24 protein-coding genes and 1 pseudogene are annotated in these 25,100 nt (G+C 63.5%); 11 read left to right on the top strand and 14 right to left on the bottom strand.

The window, feature by feature from the left end; translation table 11 throughout:
- Positions 1 to 150: 150 nt before the first annotated feature.
- Entirely contained in the window at positions 151 to 1,908 is a 1,758-nt protein-coding gene (locus tag ACIPK7_RS07910; protein WP_401087020.1) for an ATP-binding protein, read from the bottom strand.
- A 27-nt stretch (positions 1,909 to 1,935) separates the two neighbouring features.
- Here ACIPK7_RS07910 and ACIPK7_RS07905 point away from each other — a divergent pair, with 27 nt between their 5' ends.
- Entirely contained in the window at positions 1,936 to 2,595 is a 660-nt protein-coding gene (locus ACIPK7_RS07905; RefSeq protein ID WP_192432026.1) for a response regulator transcription factor, read from the top strand.
- A 204-nt stretch (positions 2,596 to 2,799) separates the two neighbouring features.
- The gene (locus ACIPK7_RS07900; protein WP_401087017.1) at positions 2,800 to 3,432 is read left to right on the top strand and encodes a LysE family translocator; all 633 of its coding nucleotides are present in this window, start codon (positions 2,800 to 2,802) and stop codon (positions 3,430 to 3,432) included.
- A gap of 70 nt (positions 3,433 to 3,502) precedes the next feature.
- Here the strand turns inward: ACIPK7_RS07900 and ACIPK7_RS07895 are convergent, their stop codons facing one another.
- Positions 3,503 to 3,784, bottom strand: coding sequence for a peptidylprolyl isomerase (locus ACIPK7_RS07895; protein ID WP_138522421.1), 282 nt, complete (start codon positions 3,782 to 3,784; stop codon positions 3,503 to 3,505).
- Positions 3,785 to 3,910: 126 nt separating this feature from the next.
- Positions 3,911 to 4,501, bottom strand: a complete 591-nt coding sequence (locus ACIPK7_RS07890) for an NAD(P)H-dependent oxidoreductase (protein ID WP_192432029.1) — start codon at positions 4,499 to 4,501, stop codon at positions 3,911 to 3,913.
- A gap of 164 nt (positions 4,502 to 4,665) precedes the next feature.
- Here ACIPK7_RS07890 and ACIPK7_RS07885 point away from each other — a divergent pair, with 164 nt between their 5' ends.
- A complete protein-coding gene (locus tag ACIPK7_RS07885) occupies positions 4,666 to 4,959 on the top strand; it encodes a putative quinol monooxygenase (RefSeq protein ID WP_192432030.1) in 294 nt (97 codons plus the stop codon).
- Between the two features lie 110 nt (positions 4,960 to 5,069).
- Positions 5,070 to 5,918: a CAP domain-containing protein gene (locus ACIPK7_RS07880; protein ID WP_401087015.1), complete on the top strand. Its 849-nt coding sequence runs from the start codon at positions 5,070 to 5,072 to the stop codon at positions 5,916 to 5,918.
- A gap of 4 nt (positions 5,919 to 5,922) precedes the next feature.
- On the opposite strand, the gene ACIPK7_RS07875 is transcribed toward ACIPK7_RS07880, so the two are convergent.
- The 5 genes from ACIPK7_RS07875 to ACIPK7_RS07855 all read right to left on the bottom strand — a co-directional run bounded on the left by ACIPK7_RS07875 (position 5,923) and on the right by ACIPK7_RS07855 (position 9,213).
- On the bottom strand, positions 5,923 to 6,444 hold the full coding sequence (locus ACIPK7_RS07875; RefSeq protein ID WP_401087013.1) for a hypothetical protein: 522 nt from the start codon (positions 6,442 to 6,444) through the stop codon (positions 5,923 to 5,925).
- A 182-nt stretch (positions 6,445 to 6,626) separates the two neighbouring features.
- Positions 6,627 to 7,463, bottom strand: a complete 837-nt coding sequence (locus tag ACIPK7_RS07870) for a bifunctional allantoicase/(S)-ureidoglycine aminohydrolase (RefSeq protein ID WP_192432032.1) — start codon at positions 7,461 to 7,463, stop codon at positions 6,627 to 6,629.
- 176 nt (positions 7,464 to 7,639) lie between these two features.
- Positions 7,640 to 8,524, bottom strand: a complete 885-nt coding sequence (locus ACIPK7_RS07865) for a LysR family transcriptional regulator (protein WP_401087010.1) — start codon at positions 8,522 to 8,524, stop codon at positions 7,640 to 7,642.
- 82 nt (positions 8,525 to 8,606) lie between these two features.
- Entirely contained in the window at positions 8,607 to 8,879 is a 273-nt protein-coding gene (locus ACIPK7_RS07860) for a hypothetical protein (protein ID WP_192432034.1), read from the bottom strand.
- Positions 8,880 to 8,991: 112 nt separating this feature from the next.
- A complete protein-coding gene (locus tag ACIPK7_RS07855; RefSeq protein ID WP_024763117.1) occupies positions 8,992 to 9,213 on the bottom strand; it encodes a DUF1654 domain-containing protein in 222 nt (73 codons plus the stop codon).
- A 354-nt stretch (positions 9,214 to 9,567) separates the two neighbouring features.
- Here ACIPK7_RS07855 and ycaC point away from each other — a divergent pair, with 354 nt between their 5' ends.
- Positions 9,568 to 10,197: an isochorismate family cysteine hydrolase YcaC gene (ycaC, locus tag ACIPK7_RS07850; RefSeq protein WP_401087008.1), complete on the top strand. Its 630-nt coding sequence runs from the start codon at positions 9,568 to 9,570 to the stop codon at positions 10,195 to 10,197.
- Positions 10,198 to 10,798: 601 nt separating this feature from the next.
- Here the strand turns inward: ycaC and ACIPK7_RS07845 are convergent.
- From ACIPK7_RS07845 to ACIPK7_RS07830, 4 genes and pseudogenes are all read right to left on the bottom strand, one after another.
- Positions 10,799 to 11,338: pseudogene (locus tag ACIPK7_RS07845) on the bottom strand (REP-associated tyrosine transposase).
- A 120-nt stretch (positions 11,339 to 11,458) separates the two neighbouring features.
- The gene (locus ACIPK7_RS07840; RefSeq protein WP_401087006.1) at positions 11,459 to 12,112 is read right to left on the bottom strand and encodes a hypothetical protein; all 654 of its coding nucleotides are present in this window, start codon (positions 12,110 to 12,112) and stop codon (positions 11,459 to 11,461) included.
- Positions 12,113 to 12,336: 224 nt separating this feature from the next.
- Positions 12,337 to 13,584, bottom strand: coding sequence for a ribonucleotide-diphosphate reductase subunit beta (locus ACIPK7_RS07835; RefSeq protein ID WP_081518061.1), 1,248 nt, complete (start codon positions 13,582 to 13,584; stop codon positions 12,337 to 12,339).
- Between the two features lie 238 nt (positions 13,585 to 13,822).
- A complete protein-coding gene (locus ACIPK7_RS07830) occupies positions 13,823 to 16,711 on the bottom strand; it encodes a ribonucleoside-diphosphate reductase subunit alpha (protein ID WP_401087004.1) in 2,889 nt (962 codons plus the stop codon).
- 767 nt (positions 16,712 to 17,478) lie between these two features.
- Here ACIPK7_RS07830 and ACIPK7_RS07825 point away from each other — a divergent pair.
- The 6 genes from ACIPK7_RS07825 (at position 17,479) to modC (ending at position 23,141) form a co-directional block, all read left to right on the top strand.
- The gene (locus tag ACIPK7_RS07825; RefSeq protein ID WP_192432039.1) at positions 17,479 to 18,183 is read left to right on the top strand and encodes a response regulator; all 705 of its coding nucleotides are present in this window, start codon (positions 17,479 to 17,481) and stop codon (positions 18,181 to 18,183) included.
- A 3-nt stretch (positions 18,184 to 18,186) separates the two neighbouring features.
- A complete protein-coding gene (locus tag ACIPK7_RS07820) occupies positions 18,187 to 18,747 on the top strand; it encodes a GNAT family N-acetyltransferase (protein ID WP_401087002.1) in 561 nt (186 codons plus the stop codon).
- The gene (locus tag ACIPK7_RS07815) at positions 18,744 to 20,369 is read left to right on the top strand and encodes an ATP-binding protein (protein ID WP_401087000.1); all 1,626 of its coding nucleotides are present in this window, start codon (positions 18,744 to 18,746) and stop codon (positions 20,367 to 20,369) included. Before ACIPK7_RS07820 ends, ACIPK7_RS07815 begins: the two co-directional genes overlap by 4 nt.
- Positions 20,370 to 20,576: 207 nt before the next feature.
- Positions 20,577 to 21,332, top strand: coding sequence for a molybdate ABC transporter substrate-binding protein (modA, locus tag ACIPK7_RS07810; RefSeq protein WP_401086999.1), 756 nt, complete (start codon positions 20,577 to 20,579; stop codon positions 21,330 to 21,332).
- A gap of 11 nt (positions 21,333 to 21,343) precedes the next feature.
- A complete protein-coding gene (gene modB / locus ACIPK7_RS07805; protein WP_401087390.1) occupies positions 21,344 to 22,030 on the top strand; it encodes a molybdate ABC transporter permease subunit in 687 nt (228 codons plus the stop codon).
- Positions 22,031 to 22,037: 7 nt separating this feature from the next.
- Positions 22,038 to 23,141: a molybdenum ABC transporter ATP-binding protein gene (gene modC / locus ACIPK7_RS07800; protein ID WP_401086997.1), complete on the top strand. Its 1,104-nt coding sequence runs from the start codon at positions 22,038 to 22,040 to the stop codon at positions 23,139 to 23,141.
- 133 nt (positions 23,142 to 23,274) lie between these two features.
- Here modC and ACIPK7_RS07795 read toward each other — a convergent pair whose 3' ends face one another.
- Entirely contained in the window at positions 23,275 to 24,006 is a 732-nt protein-coding gene (locus tag ACIPK7_RS07795; protein ID WP_401086995.1) for a 4'-phosphopantetheinyl transferase, read from the bottom strand.
- A gap of 240 nt (positions 24,007 to 24,246) precedes the next feature.
- Complete coding sequence (locus tag ACIPK7_RS07790) at positions 24,247 to 25,044, bottom strand: dienelactone hydrolase family protein (protein WP_192432048.1); 798 nt, start codon at positions 25,042 to 25,044, stop codon at positions 24,247 to 24,249.
- Positions 25,045 to 25,100 lie beyond the last annotated feature (56 nt).

Here is a 25,100-nt window from a genome sequence, read left to right as displayed (position 1 = left end):
GACGCGAGTTGAACATGCGAGGGCTTTCTCTAGTGGTGAGGCACGAAGGCTGTTGCCGATTCGTTTCACCATTGCATCGGCCGATCCGGCCACGACTTTAGCCCCGGATGAATTGACGTAGCCCCCGTGGTTGAAGGCCTGGCGCCGCTTTCAGGCGGTGCTGGTCACTTCCTGACTGCTGGCGATGGCGGCGCGCAGCTGGTCGGCGTCCAGCGGCTTGTGGAGCAACTGGCTGCCGCTGGCGGCAGCCTCGCGCAGGCGCTCGGGGGAGGTGTCGCCGGTGATGATCAGCGCCGGCACATTGCGCGAGAGGTAGCTGCGGATGCGGCGCACCGCATCGGCACCGGTCAGGCCTTCACCCAAGCGGTAGTCGCTGAGGATCAGGTCCACCGGTGCGCGGCCAGCGTGGCTGGCTTCGATATGCCGCTGACAGGCAAGCAGTGCGCTGGTGCCGGGGTAGACGCGATGGCCCCAGACCTCCAGCAGGCTGCACAGCGCGTGCAACACGTCGACTTCGTCCTCCACCACCATGATGCCCAGGCCGGGCTCGCGCTCGGTCGTCGGCATCGGCAGGGGCGGGGCCTGCAACGGCGTCTCGGCCAGTGGCACGCGCAGACTGAAACAGGTGCCCCGGCCGGCCTCGGAAGACAGCGCCAGGGGATGTCCGAGCAGCCGCGCGGTGTGGCGCACGATGGCCAGGCCGAGACCGAGGCCCTGCTTGCGGTCGCGCTCGGCGTTATGCAGTTGGACGAACTCGTCGAAGATCACTTCCTGCTGGCTGGCATGAATGCCGACGCCGGTGTCGATCACCTGGATTTCCAGCTCGTCGCCGCGCCGCCGGCAGCCCAACAGCACGCTGCCCTTGGGGGTATAGCGGAAGGCGTTGCTCAGCAGGTTGTCGAGCACGCGCTTGAGCAGCAGCGGGTCGCTATCCACCCACAGCTGGCTGTCCTGCACACGCCAGCGCAGGTTGTGCTCGTTGGCGGTGCCGGCGTATGCCTCGCGCAGGTCGGCGAACAGTTTATGCAGCGAGATCGGCTCGCGCGCCACCGGCACCACGCCGGCGTCCAGGCGCGAGATGTCGAGCAGGCCGTTGAGCAGGTCGCCCAGATTCCCGAGCATTGCACGCAAGCGCGTGGCGATATCACGCGCCTGGCGGGCGTCGACGGGGCCGCGCTCGGCGAGGGCGGAGAGGGCGCCGACGAACAGTCCGAGGGCGTGGATCGGCTGGCGCAGGTCATGACTGGCGGCGGCGAGGAAGCGCGACTTGGCGCGATCTGCGGCACGCGCGAGGTCGCGCTGTTCGCGCAGGTCGTGCACCAGCTCGGAATTCTCCTGGCGCAGGCGGATGGTCTCGCACAGGCTGCGGTAGGTCACCCGGCTGTAGTACAGGTTGACCCCGGCCAGGCAGGCGATGAAGAAGCTGTAAGTAGTGTGCTGCTCGTCGGCAACGCTCAGGCACAGCACCAGCACGGGCAACAGCATCGCGGTGAGCGAGCCGATATAGGCCGGCGGAAAGGCCGACAGCGACGGCACTGCGCCGCACACCAGGCCGGTGAGCACGATGCAGGTGAACGCGAACAACTGCGGATCGCCGTGGGCAAAACCGGCCCAGCCCAGCCATCCCCAGAGCAGACTGCTGGCCCAGGACAGCAGCGTGTTGCTCCACAGCCAGCCGTGGCCCAGCGCGCGCGGGGGGGCTTGCCGGAAGTACGTGCGTGCCAGGACAATCCGCCCCAGCGTGAGCGCGTAGAGCGCGACCAACCAGAAGACCATCGTCGTCGGCGACAGGGCATTGCGGAAGATGTACAGCACCGGCAGGGGTATGACCAGGTTGGCAAAGAGCACGGCGTAGGATTGGCGGAACAGGAGTTCGACCAGATCGCGCTGCTGCAGGCTGTTGTACATATCCGAAATGCCTCAGGGAGACGAAAAATGGATGGGAAGCGCGAATTTCGGGTGGTCATCGCCGATGATCACGGCATCGTACGGGACGGGTTGCACCTGTTGCTTTCGACCCAGGACGGTATCCAGGTGGTGGGCGAGGCGGGGGATGGCATGCGCCTGCATGCCCTGCTGGAAGAACAAGGCGCGGACCTGCTCCTGCTCGACCTCAACATGCCCGGCCTCAACCGGCTGCAGTTCATCCAGGAACTGCGCCAGCGCCGCCCTCGGCTGAAGGTGCTGGTACTCACCGCCAATACAGAAACGGCTACCGTGCGTTCGGTACTCGATGCCGGCGTACACGGTTACCTGAGCAAAAGCGATGATACCGGCGAGCTGCTCGAAGCCATCGAGGCTCTGCGCAGCGGCCAACTCTACCTCGCGCGCAGCCTGCGCTTCATGCTGGAAAGCCCGCACGTACGCCCGCAGGGAGATGCTGACCTGCTCTCGGCCGTGGACCTTACCCGCCGTGAACGGCAGATCCTCACACTGGCGGCCCAGGGTCGCAGCGCGCGGGAGATCGCCGAGCATTTCAGCATCAGCCCGCTGACTGTGCGCAAGCACCGCGAGAACCTCATGCGCAAGCTCGACCTGCACAGCACTGCGGAGCTGGCGGCGTACGCCGTGCGCCTGGGCGTGCCCAGCGCCTGAGTCGAGCTTGTGCCATGCCTGCGTGCGCATGTCGCGCGTCCTGTCAGTGAGCCGTTGGACAGAGACTAGCGCCGCGCACCGGCATAAAAAATACGGCAACTGCCGTATGTGCCTGGCGGCCCGCGCTCCCTAACCTTTCCCGACACGGACCAGACGCCGCCTCGATGAGCGCCGGCCGATACCCGATCAGGGAAGGATCACATCATGACACTGCCTGCCTACTGGGCCTCGTTCGCCGTGGCGACGCTGGCCTTCGCCTGCATGCCGGGCCCGGCCATTCTCTACATGACCTCGCAGACCCTCGCCCACGGCCGCCGCGCCGGCCTGCACGCCGCGCTGGGCATTCACTTGGGTTGCTACGCCCATATCTTCGCTGCCAGTGCCGGCCTAGCCGCATTGCTGCACCACGCGCCGAATCTGTACCTCTCGCTAAAGCTGGCCGGCGCGGCCTACCTGATCTGGCTGGGCGGCACGATGATCTTCGGCCGACGCCGACCGGGTGGGGATGCTGAAGAGCTGGGCGAGGCGCGGCCGAAAGTGCTACGCGACAGCATCATCGTCGAGGTGCTCAACCCCAAGACGGCACTGTTCTTCCTGACCTTCCTGCCGCAGTTCGTCGACCCGACCGCGAGCCTGCCGGTGGGCCTGCAGTTCTTCATCCTCGGGATGATCGTCAACCTGGTGTTTTCCACCGCCGACGTGCTCGCTGTGCTGTTCGCCTCCCTGTTGCTGGGCGCACTGGGCAAGGGACGCGGACAACGGCTGATGCCGCGTGTGTGCGGGTCGATCCTGATAGGGCTGGGTGTGATGCTGGTGGCGCGGGGCGGGCCGGTGTGACGCGGGGATCTGGAGCGCAAAGCAGAGCAGGCGCCGCCCCCGGAAAAGGGCGCGGCGCGGGCGAAGCGGATCAGTCCTCGCGGCTGGTCACTTCCACCAGGTGGTAGCCGAACTGGGTCTTCACCGGACCCTGGACGACGTTCAGCGGGGCGCTGAACACCACCTGGTCGAACTCGCGAACCATCTGGCCCGGGCGGAAGGTGCCCAGGTCGCCGCCGCTGCGGCCGGACGGGCAGGTAGAGTTGTCGCGCGCCACCTGGGCGAAGTCGGCGCCGCCTTCGATGGAAGCTTTGAGTTCATTGCACTTGGCTTCGCTGGAAACCAGGATGTGACGGGCGGATGCACGGGCCATGGGAAAACTCCTGAACAGGCAGTAGGAAAGGGCGAAGCCTAGCCGATTCCAGGCTCGAACCCAATGCCGTTAGCCAAGCGGTACTGCGTTCCTACAGGTTAAGCCCGGCGCCCGCACTTCGGAATATCAGGCCTTGCCGCCCAGCACTTCACTCAGGTGCTGCTGATAGCGCACGACATCATTCGCGATGTTCGGGCGCTTCATCACATCCACGCAGAGGAAGGTCGGCAGCGGGCTCATGCCCAGGAACTGGTTGGCCTTGTGGAAGGGGAAGTACACCGCGTCCACACCCTTGCCCTCGAAGAAATCGGTCGGATCGTCGAAGGCCTGCTGCGGCGCGTTCCAGGTGGCCGAGATCATGTACTGCTTGCCCTGCAGCAGGCCGCCGCTGCCGTACTTCTGCGAGGCATCGGAGCGCGTGCGGCCGTCATTGGCGTAGAGGCTGCCGTGGCCGGCGGTGAAAACCTCGTCGATGTACTGCTTGACGGTCCAGGGCGCGCCCATCCACCAGCCGGGCATCTGGTACACGATGATGTCGGCCCAGAGCATCTTCTGCACTTCTTCCTGGATGTCGTAGCCGCCGTCGATGAAGGTTTCCTTCACGTCGAAACCGGCGTGGTCCAGATGCGCGATGGCGGCTTCATGCAGGGTCGCGTTGTAACGGCCATCGGAGTGGGCGAACTGTTTGCCGCCATTGATCAGCAGGATCTTTTTCATGGTGTGGGCCCTGAAGTGAGAAATTGGATGGCGGCAGAATATCCAGCGCAGCACGGCGGAAAAACCCGTTTTCGGACAAATGATCCGTGCGTGAGAATCAATAATGCGGCTGATTGATTTGCGTCAGGATTGGGCAATCTTTTCACCTCCCAGGAGCCCATCCGATGTACGCCTTCATCCTCCAGGCCCACACCCTTCCGGAAAAGTCCCAGGCTTTCGAGGATCTGTTCCGTACCTATCTCACCCCCAGCCGCGCCGAAGAGGGCTGCATCCAGTACCACATGTTGCGCGATGCCGGCGACCCGACCCTGTTTACCTTCTTCGAGGTCTGGCAGAGCCGCGAGCACCTGGCCATCCACTCCTCGCTGCCGCACATGCGCGAGTTCCACGAACGGCGCATGGAATACCTGCGCCGCGATTTCGACATCCAGGAAGTCGAGGTGATGCAGCCGCGCTGAGCGAAGGCCGGAATTTCCCTCGGCCGGAAACGGAACCGGAGCGTCGCAGGCGCAGCCAAACGTCGAGAAATCACGCATCATTGAGCCCTTTTCGACCTTCGGAGCCGTCTATGCCCAGCCCGTCGTTCCTCCTGCGCGGCCTGCCGCTGTCGCTCGGCCTGCTGGCCGCCGCCAATGCCGGTGCGGCCGACCAGGATCAACTGCTCGAAGCCATCAACGCCTACCGCGGCGACGTGCAGTCCTGCGGCGGCCAGGCCTCCCAGGTGCTGCCGCCGCTGTCGCCGGACCCGCGCCTGGCGCTGCCGGCTTCGGCGGGGGAGTGGAAGTCAGCGCTGAACCAGGCCGGCTACCCGATGAGCAGCGTGCGCATGCTCAGCCTCACCGGCCCTCGCGACGTGACCGCCGCCATGAAGGCGCTGCAGGAGAGCTTCTGCCAGGTGTTGTTGGACCCGCAGTTCGTCGATGTCGGCATCGTCCGTGAGGGTGATGACTGGCGTGTGCTCCTCGGTCGCCCACTGCTACAGGGCAAGCTGGGCACCTGGGAAGCCGAAGGCCAGCAACTGTTGCAGGCGATCAACGCTGCGCGGAGCAAGGGACGTCAATGCGGCGGGCAGACATTCGGCCCGGCCGGTGCGCTGAGCTGGAACGCGACCTTGGGCGGCACCGCCGAAGCCCACAGCCGCGACATGGCCAACAACAACTATTTCGACCACAAGGGCCGCGACGGCAGCACGCCGGGCGACCGCGCGGAACTGGACGGCTACGCCGGCCAGCGCATCGGCGAGAACATCGCCGCCGGCCAGGGCAACGCACAGAAGGTGGTGGACAGCTGGCTGGCCAGCCCCGGCCATTGCGCCAACCTGATGAACCCGCAGTACAGCGAACTGGGTGCGGCCTACGCGGCGGACCCGAAGAGCGACGCGGGCATCTACTGGACGGCGATGTTCGGCTCGCCCTGAGCCTTCATCGGCTGCTGCTGGCGGCGCTCGTCTCAGCGCCCTGGCGCTTTACCTTCGCGGCGAGGATAGCGGCCTCGATCGCCGCCAGCGTGCCCGATGCGGCCGGCAGTTCGAACACCCGACTCTCGGCGAGGGTGGAGACGCGCTCGCCGCTGTCCAGGGTGAATTCCACGAATGCCAGGTGCTCCGACCAGGAGCGATAGCGCCGCACCATGAACAGGCTGTGGCGGCTGCGCACCGAGCTGATCTTCTCCAGCGCGATCTGCCGGTGACTTTCGTTGCTGCACAGCACCAGCTCACCCTTGTCGATGAAGGCCGGTTCCGCCTGCGACACTCGCCGCCATTCCACGGCGAAGCGCCCGCCGAGGAGCAGCAGACTGAAGGGCAGGGTGGAGAACAGGGGGACGACGCCGCTGAACATCTTGATCAGCGTGAAGGCGGCCATCGCCAGGAGGATCAGCAGCGTGACGGCGCGGTAGAAATGGACGTTGTCGAACTCGGTCTGCGGCAAGAACCGGACTTCCATGTACCTGTTTCCTCGGCGACTGCCAAACGTTTTCCAGCCAGATGTTTTAGCAGACTGGAGCACGCTTGCCACGCGAGGTCGGTCACGGCACGGGCTACGCGCAAAAGAAAAACCGGCGCCTGGGCGCCGGTCTTTCGTGTGTAGCTGCGGGAACCGGAGTCAGTTCCCGGCTGACCTGCCACTCAGTGCGGCTGGTTCAGGGTCAGGCGCATGTGACGGTTCACATCCTTGTACAGCAGGTAGCGGAAGCGACCGGGTCCACCGGAGTAGCAGGCTTGCGGGCAGAACGCGCGCAGCCACATGAAGTCGCCGGCTTCCACTTCGACCCAGTCCTGGTTCAGGCGGTACACCGCCTTGCCTTCCAGCACGTACAGGCCGTGCTCCATCACGTGGGTCTCGGCGAACGGAATCACGCCGCCCGGCTCGAAGTTCACGATGTTCACGTGCATGTCGTGGCGCATGTCGGCCATATCGACGAAGCGGGTGGTGCTCCAGCGGCCTTCGGTGTCCGGCATCACCTTCGGCTCGATGTCCTGCTCGTTGGTGACGAAGGCTTCGGGCAGCGGTACGCCGTCGACTTTCTGGTAGTGCTTGCGGATCCAGTGGAAGCGGGTGTGCTGGCCGCTGGTGTTGCGCACCTTGTAGTCGGCGCCCGGCGGAATGAACGCGTAGCCGCCCGGCTGCATCTTGTGCACTTCGCCCTGCAGGGTCAGGGTCAACTCGCCTTCGACGATGAACAGCACCGCCTCGGCATTGATGTCCTGCTCGGGCTTGTCGCTGCCGCCCTGGGGCGCGAGCTCGACGATGTACTGCGAGAAAGTCTCGGCGAAGCCCGACAGCGGGCGGGCGATGACCCACATGCGCATGTTGTCCCAGAAGGGCAGGTGGCTGGTGACGATGTCACGCATCACGCCCTTGGGGATCACGGCATAGGCTTCGGTGAACATGGCGCGGTCGGTTAGCAGCTCGGTCTGTGCCGGGTGCCCGCCGTGCGGCGCGTAATAAGTGGATTTGGCCATGGGGTAATTCCTCATTGTTGTCTTGCTGCCCGGCGCGTGCGGCGCCGTGGTGAGCAATTGGTGCAGAGCGGCGCGCTGTCGGTGCGCTGGCCGTCGCTGGAAACCACGATATCCAGCGGCGTGTTCATGCACAAATTAAATGTTGGAATCCGCTGTATTCGATTTTTGAATGCGGCTCAGCCCTTTGTGTCCTGCGCCAGAACCCGCGACAGCACCCGCGCCAGTTCCTTTACCATCGGGTCCACCGCCGGCCGGTGCAGCATCGCCACCTCGAACACGTCCACCGAGGGTAGCCCGATATTCTTCGGCAGCACGGCGTGCTCCGCCGTTACCGCGCGCTGTGGCAGCAGGCCGATGCCCATGCCATCGGCGATGGCCGACTGGATGCCGGAGAGGCTCGAACTGGTGAAACTGATGTGCCAGCGCCGACCAATGGATTCCAGCGCGGCGATCATCTCGTCGCGGTACACCCCGCGCGGCGGGAAAGTGACGATGGGGAGCGGGTCCAGCTCGATGCAGGCATTCTTCGCGCTGTCCACCCAGCGCGTCTTCTCCGGCCAGCAGGCCACCGCCTCGCGGGCGTTCTGCCGCTGCTTGAGCAGCACCAGGTCCAGCTCGCCGCGGTCATAGCTGGCGGACAGATCACGGCTCAGCCCGCTGGTGACTTCCAGCTTCACCTGCGGATAGCGGCGGTTGAACGCAGCCAGTTGCTCGGTAGTGCGCCCGGTGGCGAAGTCGTCCGGCACACCGATGCGCACCGTCAGCGCCACGGTGGCGCCGGAAAGCGCCTCGACCATCTCATCATTCAATGCCAGCAGACGCCGGGCGTAGCCCAGCAGCGTGTCGCCGGCATCGGTGGGCAGCACATCGCGGTTGCCGCGCTCGAGCAGGCGACGCCCGGCCATCTCCTCCAGCCGGCGGATCTTCTGGCTGACGGTAGATTGGGTCGAATGCAGACGTGTGGCGGCCGTGGTGAAACTGCCGCAATCAGCCACCGTGACGATAGCGCGGAGCAGGTCGAGGTCGAAGAGGCGGGTATTCGGTTTATCACTGTCGCTCATGGCAGTATCGGAAATCTGAATGCGATACCGCTTTCTAGCAGCTCAGCCCGAGCCCCGGCAAATCATCTGGCGCTGCCGACGTTCAGAAGTCGACTGTCTTCGCCCAGGGATCGCTGACGCTGCTGCCGCGACGGTCGCCCTTGCGGCGGTCCTCTTCGAAGCGAATGGTTTGTCGTCGATCGGCGCTGCAACGGCGCTCGTTGTGGCGGGTGTCGATCTGGAACTTGGCCTTGGGCTTGGCCGGCATCGCCGCAATAGGCACAGCGGCGGGTTCCATGGGAACCAGGCTGAGTTCGTCACTGTTCAGGTCATCGAAGTTGAAATCACTGAGGTTGAAATCGTCGTCGAGATTCATCACGCGTCGCTCCACTGCAATACCCTTAGAGGTGAGCGTAGAAGCGTAGTGGCGTTGCGCTTTGGCAGCCGACGGAGTGCACGTCGGACGTGGCCTGCTGCGTGATCCCCATTCAATCCAGCCAGCTATGCCACGCCAAACGGATAGCACCGTCCTGCAAGGGCAGCAGGGTCAGGTTCGGGGCCTGGCGCAGGTCGGTGACCAGTTGGCTCCAGGCGGCGGAGTCGTCGCTGGGTTCGCGGCGCAGGGTGATGCCGAGGTTCTTCAGGGTGGTCGGGTCTGCCAGCAGGGCGTTCACGCGGGCGGACAGCTGGTTGTAGGTTGCGGCGTGCATGGGAGGCCTCCGGTTCGGGGTGGATGGAAATACTGTATGTAAATACAGTATTTCTTGTAAAGGCCTGGGTGATCGTTGGTAGGCTGATTTCTGAAGGACGTGAAATCGGGGGCTCTGGGGCGGTGCTTGGAGTGATCGTCGGCGTTTGCTCAGCGGCGCAGCCCCTAGGAGCCGTGGGTTTGCGGGGTGTCTTGTTGCTATCGTTCTGAAAATGGAACGCTAGAAGTGAATTTTGCCATCTGGTGGATCAAGGGTGTCGAATTTAATCTTTGTTCCATGCAGTGACGCACTGCAAACGAGTCCAAACCTTCCGGCCCAGCCGGCACCCACTGAAAGCAAATCGAGGATTTCACCATGACCAACGCCACCTACAACCGCCTGGACAAAGACAACGCCGCCGTACTGCTGGTCGACCACCAGGCTGGTCTGCTCTCGCTGGTCCGCGACATTGATCCGGACAAGTTCAAGAACAACGTGCTGGCGCTGGGTGACCTGGCCAAATTCTTCAACCTGCCGACCATCCTCACCACCAGCTTCGAAACCGGCCCCAACGGCCCGCTGGTTCCCGAGCTGAAGGCACAGTTCCCGGACGCGCCGTACATCGCCCGTCCCGGCCAGATCAACGCCTGGGACAACGAAGACTTCGTGAAGGCAGTGAAGGCCACCGGCAAGAAGCAACTGATCATCGCTGGCGTAGTGACCGAGGTTTGCGTGGCATTCCCGGCGCTGGCGGCCCTGGCGGAAGGCTTCGATGTGTTCGTGGTGGCGGATGCGTCCGGCACCTTTAACGAGATGACCCGCGACGCCGCCTGGCGCCGGATGGAAGCGGCCGGGGCGCAGTTGATGACCTGGTTCGGCGTGGCCTGTGAACTGCACCGCGACTGGCGCAACGATATCGAAGGGCTGGCGGCGCTGTGCTCGAACCACATTCCGGATTACCGGAACCTGATGACCAGCTACAACGCGTTTGCTGCTGGCAAGTAAGCGGTTGCTGAAATGAAAACCGGAGCCTCCTTTGGGGGCTCCGGTTTTTGGCGTTGCGAGTTTGCATGGTGCTCCGACAGGGGAATACCGAGCACCGGAGGGGAAGGGCAGAGCGATGGGTATTGCTCCGCTCCACACCATCCTGCGTCATGCTCTTCGGCCCGAGGCTCAGCTCGGGCCAACTCTGGTATGGCACCCAGGTCACGCCCTGCCACTTGAATACCGGCAACGTCGTTGTCCCTCGCAGGACCTCGCGTCTCGGCTTGCCGGAATCCACCCGATGGGGGTCCCGCAACGCCGGAATCACATGCAGGGACAACCATTGACGGATGCTGCGGCTCTCCGGGTGGAAATACAGGATCAGCGCCGCATACACCGCGGACTCGCTGATGAGTAGTTCATTGACGTAATCGCCGCTGCCATCGCCCACCCGGGCGCGGCGGAATTGGTCGTCGTTCAGGTTGCGCTCCACGCGTTCGGCCAACCACGGAGCGCCGATCAGCCGGCTCAGGTCGTGGGCGCAGAACCAGCACTGGCCCTCCAGCAGCACTGCGCGTAGCAGGCGCTTGTGGCGGATGAATTCGGTGGGGACAGGACCTCTTCAGACATGGCGTACCTCCGCCGCCCGCACATCCAGCGACACATCCCCCGCCCAGTCTTCGGTGTAAATGCCCTCGGCAACCGCCCGGCGAAAGGTGGAGTACGGCCAATCCCTCACCGCCGTCACCCACCCATGTTTCACCGGGTTGATGTGGATCTAGTCGAAGTGCCGCTGGTAGTCCGTTTCATCACGGATCAGATGTTCCCAATAACGCGGCTGCCAGATGCCGCGCTGGCCGCGCATCTGTTGCTCGATGCTCCGCGGCTCGCCATGGGGAATGCGCCGCGCGAAACCGGATTTGATGACCTTCCAGCGTGTGGCGAAATCGGCGTCGCCCGGTGGCAGCGTCCACAGGCAGTGCATGTGTTCGGGCGGCACGACCCAGGCATCGATCTGGAAAGGGTGGTTGCGTCTGGTCTGGGCGATGACGCGGCGCAGCAGATTGATTTCCTGGGTCAGGAGACTGGAGCGGCGGTCACGTAGCGTAACCGTGAAGAAGTAGGTGCCACCCCGCACCCAGGCGCGTCGGTAGTTTGGCATTGGGTCCCTCCGAGCTCGGTTGGAGTCTGGAGGGTACCTTGGGGATTCGGCGGATAACGCGGGGCGTTATTCGCCCTACAGGAATTTCAGCCTCTGCGTAGGGCAGAACTTTGGATGAGCTCAATTTTCTTGTATAGATAGGATGCGCTTTATAAGATTTTTTGCGTCTTCGGAATTTCCAATGGCCTGTGCTATTGCAACTAATTCGACGAGAAGCCCATCTGTGTTGTGGTGTAGTATTTTTTTCTCTATTTTCCCTAGTCGAGAAATTAGTTTTTCTTCGGTCTTTCGCTCTTTTGTAGTTAAATGCACTCCTCCCTTTATGTTGGCTATATATTTTATAACTTCTCTTCTATTGAACTCCTTCCCGTCTACTACTCCGGATAAGGATGAGAGTAATTCGGTTATGGTAAATTTTCTGTCGAAAGGATATCCGTTTTCACGAATAGGAGGGGGTGGATTATTTCCTACAGGGGTGGAGCCTTTGTTTAGAATTGAACATGCGGAGTAGATTCCCCGAAAATTTGCCCCTCCTGCCAGTGCGTAAATTACTTTGTCCTTGTCGTTTCCTAATAATGCCGAGAGATCGACTGCAATTGCGGTAGGTTGAGCTGGTTCGCCTATAGCTCTCCAGGCGTTACCGTATGCGTTTTCCACTAATAATCTTCTAAGGACCGCCGAACCTCTACGTATCTCTGCGTTAGATATTTCTGGACCCCATTGGGAAAGATATTCCAAATCTTCCGCAACAGTTATTAGTGCATCTCTATCCATTTTGTTTCTCGCTAAATTATTCTGGACTTTGCGCGCTTGTCTTGATTGTGGGTGTTAAAATTCGGTGAGTCTAGAGCTGGGTGCCGTATTTTCGTTTCATATTAAAGATAACAAAAAGCCCCGCACTAGGCGGGGCTCTTCGCTTTCTAATCACTGCCCCAACATTCCATTTCGGGTTACAGCGTTTCTAATGGTCTTGACTTGCGGTGGTGCTACTACTTCCGTCAGTCCCAGCTCAGCGCGCCGCCGGTCTGGTACTCGATCACGCGGGTCTCGAAGAAGTTCTTCTCTTTCTTCAAGTCCATGATTTCGCTCATCCACGGGAACGGGTTGCTGGTGCCCGGGTATTCCTCTTTGAGGCCGATCTGGGTCAGGCGGCGGTTGGCGATGAACTTGAGGTAGTCCTCCATCATCGCGGCGTTCATGCCCAGTACGCCACGCGGCATGGTGTCGCGAGCGTATTCGATCTCCAGCTGGGTGCCCTGGAGGATCATCTGGGTGGCCTCGTCCTTCATCTGGGCATCCCACAGGTGCGGGTTTTCGATCTTGATCTGGTTGATCACGTCGATGCCGAAGTTCAGGTGCATGGATTCGTCGCGCAGGATGTACTGGAACTGCTCGGCGGTGCCGGTCATCTTGTTGCGGCGGCCCATGGAGAGGATCTGGGTGAAGCCGCAGTAGAAGAAGATGCCTTCCAGAACGCAGTAGTAGGCGATCAGGTTGCGCAGGAACTGGCGGTCGGTCTCAGGCGTTCCGGTTTCGAACTTCGGATCGGAGATCGAGCGGGTGTACTTCAGGCCCCAGGACGCTTTCTTCGCGACGCTCGGGATCTCGTGGTACATGTTGAAGATTTCGCCCTCGTCCATGCCCAGCGACTCGATGCAGTACTGGTAGGCGTGGGTGTGGATCGCTTCCTCGAAGGCCTGGCGCAGGATGTACTGGCGGCATTCGGGGTTGGTGATCAGGCGGTAGACGGCCAGCACCAGGTTGTTAGCGACCAGGGAGTCGGCGGTGGAGAAGAAGCCGAGGTTGCGCATGACGATTCGGCGCTCGTCTTCGCTGAGGCCGTCCTTGCTCTTCCACAGGGCAATGTCGGCGTTCATGTTCACTTCCTGGGGCATCCAGTGGTTGGCGCAACCATCCAGATACTTCTGCCAGGCCCAGTCGTACTTGAAGGGTACGAGCTGGTTGAGGTCGGCGCGGGCGTTGATCATCTGCTTGTCGCCGACTTGTACGCGGGCGGCAGAGCCTTCGAGATCGTCCAGGCCTTCCTGGATGTCCAGGGCGTCGAGGGCCTGCTTGGCGCGGGCGACGGCGTCGGAGTCGTCGGCGGATACGGCGCGCGCTTCTTCGACGGAGCCGGCGGCGTCGGCGTCGAGTTTGTCAGCGTTCTGCGCGGCGGCCTGGGCGACGGCCGGGGCGGCCTTGGCTTCGGTGGCGTCTTCTTTGTCGAATTCGTCCCAGCTCAGCATGGGCTTCCTCTCCTGGTTCTGTGGGCTGCTCTGTGGCGGCCTGATGTCTGATGGCGTGGTGTGCACGCTAAGAGCTTGTGCGTCTTCCGCTGGCGAATCATCGCGGGCGGAGGAGGCTGTTGTTCTGCGGGAGCGGGGCCTTAAGAGCCCCTCACCCTAGCCCTCTCCCAAGGGGAGAGGGGACAGTCCGTGCGGTCTGCTGTTTCGGTGTTAGCGCCGCTTTCGCTGCGCGCTCACCTTACTGGCAGGCTTCGCAGTCCGGATTGTCGATGGAGCAAGCCTGGGGCACTGGAGCCGGTTGCGGCTCGGCGGCTGCGGCTTGCAGGCCATCGTTGCCACCGGCCGACACGGCGTTGAGCTTGCCGGTGTTGATGGTGGACTTCTCGGTGCTGGTAGCGGCCAGGGCACGGAGGTAGTAGGTGGTTTTCAGACCACGGAACCAGGCCATGCGGTAGGTCACGTCCAGCTTCTTGCCCGAGGCGCCGGCGATGTAGAGGTTCAGCGACTGGGCCTGGTCGATCCACTTCTGGCGGCGGCTGGCGGCGTCGACGATCCACTTGGTCTCGACTTCGAAGGCGGTGGCGTACAGGTCCTTCAGGTCTTGCGGGATGCGCTCGATCTGCTGCACGGAGCCGTCGTAGTACTTCAGGTCGTTGACCATGACCGGATCCCACAGGCCGCGCACTTTCAGGTCGCGAACCAGGTAGGGGTTGATCACGGTGAATTCACCGGAGAGGTTCGATTTCACGTACAGGTTCTGGTAGGTCGGCTCGATGGACTGCGATACGCCGGTGATGTTGGCGATGGTCGCGGTCGGCGCGATGGCCATGATGTTCGAGTTACGGATGCCTTTCTGTACGCGGGCACGTACCGGAGCCCAGTCGAGGGATTCGGTCAGGTCGACGTCGATGTACTTCTGGCCACGGGCTTCGATGAGGATCTGCTGGGAGTCCAGCGGCAGGATGCCCTTGGACCACAGGGAGCCTTCGAAGGTCTCGTAGGCGCCACGCTCGTCGGCCAGGTCACAGGAAGCCTGGATGGCGAAGTAGCTCACCGCTTCCATGGACTTGTCGGCGAACTCGACGGCAGCGTCCGAACCGTAGGCGATGTGCTGCAGGTACAGCGCGTCCTGGAAGCCCATGATGCCCAGGCCTACCGGGCGGTGCTTGAGGTTCGAGTTGCGAGCCTGCGGGACCGAGTAGTAGTTGATGTCGATAACGTTATCGAGCATGCGCACGGCGGTCTTCACGGTCTTCTCGAGCTTGGCGGTGTCCAGCTTGCCGTCGACGATGTGGTTGACCAGGTTGATCGAGCCCAGGTTGCAGACCGCGATCTCGTCCTTGTTGGTGTTCAGGGTGATCTCGGTGCACAGGTTCGAGCTGTGGACCACGCCCACGTGCTGCTGCGGGCTGCGCAGGTTGCACGGGTCCTTGAAGGTCAGCCACGGGTGGCCGGTCTCGAAGAGCATGGAGAGCATCTTGCGCCACAGGTCTTTGGCCTGGACGACCTTGAACACCTTGATCTTGTTGTACTCGGTCAGGGCTTCGTAATACTCGTAGCGCTCTTCGAAGGCCTTGCCGGTCAGATCGTGCAGGTCCGGAACTTCCGACGGGGAGAACAGGGTCCACTTACCGTCGTCGAAGACGCGCTTCATGAACAGGTCCGGAATCCAGTTCGCGGTGTTCATGTCGTGGGTGCGGCGACGGTCGTCACCGGTGTTCTTGCGCAGCTCGAGGAATTCCTCGATGTCCAGGTGCCAGGTTTCCAGGTAGGCGCAGACGGCGCCCTTGCGCTTGCCACCCTGGTTGACGGCGACGGCGGTGTCGTTCACCACTTTGAGGAACGGAACCACGCCCTGGGACTTGCCGTTGGTGCCCTTGATGTAGGAGCCCAGCGCGCGGACCGGAGTCCAGTCGTTGCCCAGGCCGCCTGCGAATTTGGACAGCATGGCGTTGTCGTGGATGGCGTTGTAGATGCCCGACAGGTCGTCCGGAACGGTGGTCAGGTAGCAGCTGGAGAGCTGCGGACGCAGGGTGCCGGCGTTGAACAGGGTCGGGGTCGACGACATGTAGTCGAACGAGGAGAGCAGGTTGTAGAACTCGATCGCGCGAGCTTCACGGTCCTTCTCTTCGATGGCCAGGCCCATGGCCACGCGCATGAAGAAGACCTGCGGCAGTTCGAAGCGGATGCCGTCCTTGTGGATGAAGTAGCGGTCGTACAGGGTCTGCAGGCCGAGGTAGGTGAACTGCTGGTCGCGCTCGTGGTTGATCGCGGCGCCCAGTTTGGCCAGGTCGTAGCCCTTGAGTTTGCTGTCGATCAGCTCGAACTCGGAGCCTTTCTCTACATAGGCAACCAGGGCCGGTGCGTAGAGGTCGGCCATCTCGTGGTGAGTGGCGCTCTCGGCGACGCCCAGGAAGCCCAGGGCTTCGGCGCGCAGGGTGTCCATCAGCAGGCGGGCGGTGACGTAGGAGTAGTTCGGCTCGCGCTCGACCAGGGTACGGGCAGTCATCACCAGGGCGGTGTTGACGTCCTTCTCGGCGACGCCGTCGTACAGGTTCTTCAGGGTTTCGCGTTCGATCAGGGCGCCATCGACTTCGGCCAGGCCTTCGCAGGCTTCGCGGATGATGGTTTGCAGGCGGCCCATGTCCAGCGGCTGGGTGCTGCCGTCGGCCTTGGTGATGCGGATGCTCGGGTGCGGCTGGGCGATGTCGCTGGCGACGCCGGCGGTCTTGCGCTCGTTGGCACGGGCTTCGCGGTAGATCACGTAGTCGCGGGCGACTTTCTGCTCGCCGGCGCGCATCAGGGACAGTTCGACCTGGTCCTGGATCTCTTCGATGTGGATGGTGCCACCGGAGGGCATGCGGCGCTTGAAGGTCGCGGTGACCTGTTCGGTCAGGCGGCGCACGGTCTCATGGATGCGCGACGAGGCGGCGGCGGTGCCGCCTTCCACGGCGAGGAACGCCTTGGTGATGGCTACGGTGATCTTGTCATCGGTGTAGGGAACTACGGTGCCGTTGCGCTTGATCACGCGCAGCTGGCCGGGCGCGGTGGCAGCCAGATCCTGAGCGGATTCGGCGGCCTGCGGCGCGTTGGCCTGCGGGTTCTCGCGAGTGGTGTCGATTTGCATGGGTGGTTGTCTCCACGTTCTCGTAATTTGGTGTGTTGCTGACGCCGGGGCGCCGTTGCGAAATAAAGAGCAAAAAGAGCGGTAGCTCGCGGATGCAGCCGCAAGCGGGAATTCTTCTGGAACAGGGGGAATGACCCGAAGCGCCTCCCTGGCCCAACTCGGGTGCCGGCTTTACGGGCCGGGACCACAATACCTAGTGGTGTTGAACGTTACGTTGCAACACCCGTACCGCATTTCCATCGACATGAATCGCTCCTTGCGGGCGGGACCGCCTGGCACATCAGTACGTCTGGAATACGTTGTGGTGGAACCGGAGGAGCCGTGGAACAGGCTCGGGATTTCGACTTTCTTCTTGTGTCCGGTTCGCTGCTGCAACCCCAAGATGTAGGGGTATACCGCAACGGGGATACAAGATAATGCGCTATGGGGGTGTTTGCAAGGCGGGGAGGCGGGGAAAAGCTGTGGATAAAATGTGCATGGAATGTGTGTGAAGCGGGGTAACTCGCGCTATCCCTGATGCTGTCTGCCTTTCACCGTTCGTCGTGGTCGGCGACAGATTTTTCACACGCGTGGGAGGCGCTGCGCGGAGAGGAACACTACCACAATATGTAGTGTTTCTGGGGCAGCATCCCTTGACCTTTTCGCGCAATGCCTGTTTACGCCGTTTGCGTGCGGCAGCGCTGGCAATCTGGCTACAATGCCGGCCGCTTTTGCGGGCTCTCTATAGTAAGGGGCCCGTGCTCGCTCATGGCGCATCAGGAGGCAAGGTGGAACAAGAAGCGCGCATTCTCATCGTCGAGGACGACCAGCGACTGGCCGAGTTGACCCAGGATTACCTGGAGAGCAACGGCCTGGCGGTGTCCATCGAGTCCCATGGCGGCAAGGCGGTGGAGCGTGTACTGGCCGAGCGGCCGGACCTGGTGGTGCTCGACCTGATGCTGCCGGGTGAGGATGGGCTGTCCATCTGCAAGCGCCTGCGTCCGGACTACGACGGGCCGATCCTGATGCTCACCGCGCGCACCGACGACATGGACCAGGTGCAGGGCCTGGAGATGGGCGCCGACGACTACGTGTGCAAACCGGTGCGCCCGCGCGTGCTGCTGGCGCGGATCCGCGCCCTGCTGCGCCGCAGTGAGCCGGCCGAAGCTGCGCCGGCGGTGAGCGGCAAGCGCCTGACCTTCGGCAAGCTGGTGATCGACAACGCCATGCGCGAGGCCTGGTTGGACGAGCAGACCATCGAGCTGACCAGCGCCGAGTTCGACTTGCTCTGGCTGCTGGCGGCCAACGCTGGACGCATTCTCTCCCGAGAGGAAATCTTCAATTCCCTGCGCGGCATCGAGTACGACGGCCAGGACCGCTCCATCGACGTTCGCATCTCGCGCATCCGTCCGAAGATCGGCGACGACCCGATGCACCCGCGCCTGATCAAGACGGTGCGCAGCAAGGGCTACCTGTTCGTCGGGGAACTCTGAGCCGTGAGCGCCGTGCCACCGTTCCCTGAGCTGCACGGCGAACGCTTCCGCCTGCGGGCTTTCACCGATGCTGACCAGCCGGCGGTGTTCCGCGCGCTGTCGCATCCCGAGGTGATCCGCTACTACGGCGTCTCCTACGCGACGCTGGAAGCCACCCGCGAGCAGATGGAATGGTTCGAGCGCATCTATAAGGAAAGCAGCGGCATCTGGTGGGCAATCTGCCGGCCGGACGCCGCCGAGGACATCCTCGGCGGCTGCGGCTTCAACAACTGGCAGCAGGAACATCGCCGCCTGGAGCTGGGCTACTGGTTGCTGCCTGAGCACTGGGGGCAGGGTGTGATGAGCGAATGCCTGCCGCTGATCTTCCGCCACGCCTTCCGAGAAATGAACGTGCACCGCATCGAGGCCGAGGTGGAAACGGAGAACCTTGCCAGCGGCCGCCTGCTGCTGCGCCAGGGGTTCACGCTGGAAGGCCGGCGCCGCGAGTGCGAGGTGAAGGACGGTGCGTTCCTCAGCCTGGACAACTACGGGTTGCTCGCGCCGGCGGCAGAGTCCCAGCCATGAAATCCATCTTCCTGCGCATCTACGGCGGCATGCTGCTGACCCTGGTGGCAGTGGCCGCGCTGGCGGTGCTGACGCTTCACCTGGTCAACGATGTGCGCGGCGAGCGCTACCGCGAAGACCTGGCGCGCGGCACCTTTCGCCTGATGGCGGACGAACTGCTGCCGATGAGCGAGGTGGACCGCAAGCGTGCGCTGAGCCAGTGGAGCCGCCTGCTGGGCATCCCGCTGAAGCTCACCAGCCTGGACGCGCTGGGCATGGAAGGGCGCAGCCGGGCGCGGCTGATGAACGACCAGGTGCTGGTGAAGGCCGATGCGCCCCATGAAGTGAAGGTGATGACCCAGGTGAGCGCAGCGGAAGGGCTGGTCCTCACCGGCGAGGTGGAGCAGGTCAGTGAGCAGCTGGCGCGCGCCACCATCTACCTGTTGATGGACGAGCTCAAGCGCTACCCGGCCAGCGAACAGCCTTATCACCTGGCGCGTATCGTCCGCGACAAGCATTTCGGCTTCGAGGTGCACCTGCTGCGCTTGAAGGAGGTGGACCTGGATGACGACCAGAGCCGCCGCGTGGAAGAGGGCGATACGGTGATGGCGCTGGGCAAGGGCGGCGATTCGATCCGCGTGCTCTCGGGCATCCTCGACACTCCCTGGGTGCTGGAGCTGGGGCCGATCTACCAGATGAACCCGTACCCGCCGCAGCTGCTGACGATCATCGTGGTCGTCGCGCTGACGCTGATCGGCCTGACGCTGTACCTACTGATCAGTGGCTTGGAGCAACGCCTGCGCGGCCTCGAATCCGCCGCCACGCGCATCGCCCGCGGCAGCCTGGATACCCGCGTGGAAGTGCGCGGCGCGGACTCGGTGGGGCGCCTCGCCGGGGCCTTCAACCACATGGCCGAACAGCTGCACCTGTTGCTGACGGTGCAGCGCGAACTGGTGCGCGCGGTGTCCCACGAGCTGCGCACGCCGGTGGCGAGGCTGCGCTTCGGGTTGGAGATGATCGAGTCCGCGGAGACCGACAAGGCCCGGCGCAAGTACATGGAAGGCATGGATGGCGACATCCAGGACCTCGACCAACTGGTGGACGAGATGCTCACCTACGCGCGGCTGGAGCAGGGCTCGCCGGCGCTGAGCTACCAGCGCATCGAGCTGGGCGCGCTGGTGGAGCAGGTGGTGTCGGAGATCGCCCCGCTGCGTCGGGAAATCACCGTCACCTGTGAGGCGGGTGCGCTGGTGCCGTTCGACCAGGGCAGCTGGATCGAGGCCGAGCCGCGCTACCTGCATCGCGCGCTGCAGAACCTGATGACCAACGCGCTGCGCTACGCCGAAGGGCGGGTGCGGATCAGTTACCGGGTGAGCGTGGACCGCTGCCAGGTGGACGTGGAAGACGACGGCCCCGGCGTGCCGCAATCGCAGTGGCACCGGCTGTTCCAGCCGTTCTTCCGAGCCGATGACAGCCGCGCGCGGGTCACTGGCGGGCATGGGCTGGGGCTGTCCATCGTGCGGCGGATCATCCACTGGCACGGCGGCCGCGCACAGATCGCCAAAAGCGAGGTGCTGGGTGGCGCGTGCTTCACGCTGATGTGGCCACGCCGCCAGGCGCTGAAGGTTGATAACGATATTTGACCTTTTGGTCAGGAAATGCAGAATGCTTCCAGGCATTCGCCCTCCCATGGCGCTCCTGCTCCGTACGGATTCCTCGCACTGATATTGCTATCCCATGAGGGGTATTGCAGAGTCGCCTCGGTCGTTATGTAATTTTGGTTATAGCGAGCGTACAGGCGATTCATCGGCCGGGTCGACGCTTGAGAACAACACTCACTGGAGCTCACGATGAAACACCGCCTCGCAAGCTTGTCCCTGCTGGTCGCTGCCTGCTTCACCCTGCACGCGGCCGTGGCCGATGAAGTGCAGGTCGCCGTCGCTGCCAACTTCACCGCGCCGATCCAGGCGATCGCCAAGGACTTCGAGCAGGACACCGGCCACAAGCTGGTCGCCGTTTACGGCGCCACCGGCCAGTTCTACACCCAGATCAAGAACGGCGCGCCGTTCGAGGTCTTCCTCGCCGCCGACGACAGCACGCCGAAGAAGCTCGAAGCGGAGAAGGAAATCGTCCCCGGTTCGCGCTTCACTTATGCCGTGGGCACCCTGGCGCTGTGGTCGGCGAAGGAGGGCTATGTCGATGCCAGGGGCGAGGTGCTGAAGAAGAACGAGTACCAGCACCTGTCCATCGCCAACCCGAAAGCCGCGCCTTACGGCCTGGCCGCCACCCAGGTGATCGACAAGCTCGGCTTGAAAGACAAGGTTGCCGGCAAGATCGTCGAAGGCCAGAACATCACCCAGGCCTTCCAGTTCGTCTCCACCGGCAACGCGGAGCTGGGCTTCGTGGCGTTGTCGCAGATCTACAAGGATGGCAAGGTGACCAGCGGTTCCGCCTGGATCGTCCCGGCCGAGCTGTATGACCCGATCCGCCAGGACGCCGTGATCCTCAACAAGGGCAAGGACAGCGCCGCCGCCAAGGCGCTGGTCGAGTATCTGAAGGGGCCTAAGGCCGCTGCGGTGATCAAGTCCTACGGTTACGAACTCTAAGCCCTTAAGGAATCGCGATGCCCCTCACGCAGGAGGATTTCCTGGCCATACGGCTCACCATCGAGCTGGCTGCCCTGAGCACATTGATCCTCCTGCTGATCGGCACGCCGATCGCCTGGTGGCTGTCGCGCACCCGCTCCTGGCTGAAAGGTCCGCTGGGAGCGGTGGTGGCGCTGCCGTTGGTGCTGCCGCCGACGGTGATCGGCTTCTACCTGCTGATCACCATGGGCCCTAATGGCTTCGTCGGTCACGCCACCGAGAGCCTGGGCCTGGGGCGCCTGCCGTTCACCTTTGCCGGGCTCGTGGTGGGTTCGGTGTTCTATTCGTTGCCCTTCGTGGTGCAGCCGTTGCAGAACGCCTTCGAGGCCATTGGCAACAAACCGCTGGAGGCCGCCGCGACCTTGCGCGCTAGCCCCCTGGATACCTTCTTCTCCGTGGTCCTGCCGCTGGCGCGGCCGGGCTTCATCACTGCCAGCATCCTCGGCTTCGCTCACACGGTGGGCGAGTTCGGCGTGGTGCTGATGATCGGTGGCAACATCCCGGGCAAGACCCGCGTGGTGTCGGTGCAGATATTCGATCACGTCGAGGCCATGGAGTACGCCCAGGCGCACTGGCTGGCCGGCGGCATGGTGATCTTCTCCTTCTTCGTCCTGCTGGTGCTCTATGCGAGCCGCCGCAGCCGCTCGGCCTGGACCTGAGGTGGGCATGTCGCCAGAGCTTTCCGCGCGTGCCATCGAGGCCCGCTTCCAGATCGCCTATTCGGGCTTCAGCCTGGACGTCGACCTGCAACTGCCAGGCAAGGGTGTGACTGCACTGTTCGGCCATTCCGGCTCCGGCAAGACCACCTGCCTGCGCTGCGTGGCGGGCCTGGAGCGTGCGCCGCTCGGCCGGCTGGTGGTGAACGGCGAGGTCTGGCAGGACAGCGCAACGGGCGTATTCCTGCCGCCGCACAAACGGGCACTGGGCTATGTGTTCCAGGACGCCAATCTGTTCGAACACCTGTCGGTGAAGCGCAACCTCATCTACGGCATGAAGCGCGTGCCGCGCGACCAGCACCGAGTCGAGCTGGACCAGGCCACCGAGCTGCTGGGCATCGGTCATCTGCTGGAGCGCATGCCGGGTCACCTCTCCGGCGGCGAACGCCAGCGTGTCGGCATGGCCCGCGCGTTGCTGACCAGCCCCCGCCTGCTGCTGATGGACGAGCCGCTGGCGGCGCTGGACCTCAAGCGCAAGGCGGAAATCCTGCCGTACCTGGAGCGCCTGCACGACGAGCTGGATATCCCGATTCTCTACGTCAGCCACTCGCCGGATGAAGTCGCGCGACTGGCCGATCACCTGGTGCTGCTGGACCAGGGCAAGGCCATCGCCAGCGGCCCGGTGGTGGAAACCCTGGCGCGCACCGACTTGCCCATCTCCCACCTAGAAGACGCTGGCGTAGTGATCGACGGCCGGGTGCTGGGGCACAACGCCGACTACGGCCTGCTGACCCTGGCGCTGCCGCACTGCGAGCAGCACATCCGCCTAGCCCACGCGCCGATGGAAAAGAGCAGGGCGCTGCGCATCAAGGTGCAGGCACGGGACGTCAGCCTGAGCCTGGAACCGGCGGCCCACAGCAGCATCCTCAACGTGCTGCCAGCGACCGTTGTCGAGATGGTGCCGACGGACAACCCGGCGCACCTGCTGGTGAAGCTGGACGTGGCCGGCACGCCGCTGCTGGCACGGATCACCCGTTACTCCCACGACCAGCTCGGCCTGCACACCGGCCAGGCGGTGTGGGCGCAGATCAAGTCGGTGGCGTTGCTGGGCTGACAGGGCCGCTCTCTGTAGGAGCGAGCTTGCTCACGAACGAATCATCGGCGATCTCGATGCGTCGGTTGGCGGCGGATAACGCTGGCGCGTTATGCGCCCTACGAAAGCGCAGGGGCGGCGCGTTCCGTGGCTGTCAGCCGGTTCGGCGGTCGTCGCCGAGCGTGGGAATGGCGACGAGGCTCAGCAGGCGATCAGCGAACAGGCTGAACTGCCCGGCGATCTCTTTGCCGTGGTGCCATTCCTCCGACAGGTCGGTCAGCAGGCGCAGCCGCGCATGCCCTCCGGCGGACCAGCTGAGCAGCTCGGCATGCTCGAAGTAGAAGCGCTTGCGCACCAGCGGGAAGAGCGCCTTGAACAGGCTTTCCTTGAGGGAGAAGGTGAGGGTGACCTGCAATGCCGCCTGCTTTGGATCCAGACGTGCCAGCTCATCCGGCGTGAGGATTTCCCCGGCCAGCCGTTCTGCGCGGGCGGTTTCCAGGCGGGTCTCCACGTCCAGGCCCAGCCCACGCCAGTGGCTGTCTCGCGCGACGATGGCCGCCGCCCAGCCGTCGCCGTGGGTGATCGAGCCACAGAAGCCCGCCGGCCAGATCGGTGCGCGCTCATCGTCCGTGCCCGGCACCCAGGCCGCCGAGCCTGCCGCCAGCAAGGCGGCGCGGGCACAGATGCGCCCGGCCAAATATTCGGCCTGGCGCTTGGCGACGGAGCGCTGGATGTTGGCCGGCGCCTCGACCCGGCTAAGGGAGAAGTCGTCAACCTGCAAACGCTGGCGGTCGAAGCGGGTACTGCGCAAGTGGCAGCCCGCCAGCGGCGTGGGCAAGGGCCAATCGGCGTCGAGCGGGGTGCAGAAATCGGGGAGGGAGGTCATGGGAATATTCTGCCGCGCCAGAACGTGGCTCACCAGTCACGCGGCACTTACATTCGTTTGCAAACCTTCACCAAAGGCGTACGGACTCGTCCGACAAGCTTTGTCACACTGCGCGCCGCGTTCCCAAGGGGACGCAGGTGAGGTTGTTGTTGGAGTGCCGTCAAGGCGGGCTCTGACCTTTGACACTTGATTGAGTGCGGGAGCCCGAATGGGCTCCCGTTTTTTATTGCCCGCGTTTTATTACGCGTCGGGTTTTACGTCGAAGATTTCCTTGAAGAACGCCTGCAGGTCCGCCCAGGACTTCTGGTCGGCGGTCTTGTCGTAGCCCACATCCAGGCCGTGGCCCTTGTGCTTGTCGGCGTCCGGGCTGGTGAAGCTGTGCTTGGCGCCGGGCTGGATCACCAGCTTGTAGTCGGCCTTGGCGTTGTCCATTTCGGTCTTGAATGCCGCAACGCTCTCGGCCGGCACCAGGGTGTCTGCGCCGCCGTGCTCGACCAGGATCTTCGTCTTGATCTGCCCCGGCTGCGCCGGTGTCTCGGTCGCCAGCACGCCGTGGAAACTGGCCACGCCGGCCAGCGGCAGCCCGGCGCGGGCCATGTCCAGCACCACCTTGCCGCCGAAGCAGTAACCGATGGCGGCGATCTTGCTCGGGTCGGTCTGCGGCTGTTTCTTCAGCAGCTCCAGCCCGGCCTGGAAACGCGCCCTGGCGGCGTCGGCATTCTTCAGCGCCTCGGCCATGAAGGCTTTGGCATCGTTGGGGTGGTCGGTGTGCTTGCCCTCGCCGTACATGTCGATGGCCAGGGCGCTGTAGCCCAGTTCGGCGAGCTGCCGCGCGCGGCTTTTCGCGTAGTCGTTCAGGCCCCAGAATTCGTGGACGACGATGACGCCGGGACGGATGCCGGACTTGGCGTCGTCGTAGGCGAAGTAGCCGATCATCTTCGTGCCGTCAGTAGATTCGTAGGGGATTTCCTGGGTCTTGATCGCAGCTGAAGCGCTGGCCGCGAAGGCGAACAGCAGCAGGGCGGTGAGCAGGCGCATGATGGTTCTCCGTGGCGTTGGCCGTGGCGATGTCGGATGGCGGAATCCAAGAAGAT

Origin of the sequence: Pseudomonas sp. NPDC086581, assembly GCF_044746165.1 — a bacterium.
Lineage (GTDB): Bacteria > Pseudomonadota > Gammaproteobacteria > Pseudomonadales > Pseudomonadaceae > Pseudomonas.
This window is presented reverse-complemented; position numbering and strand designations above follow the sequence as displayed.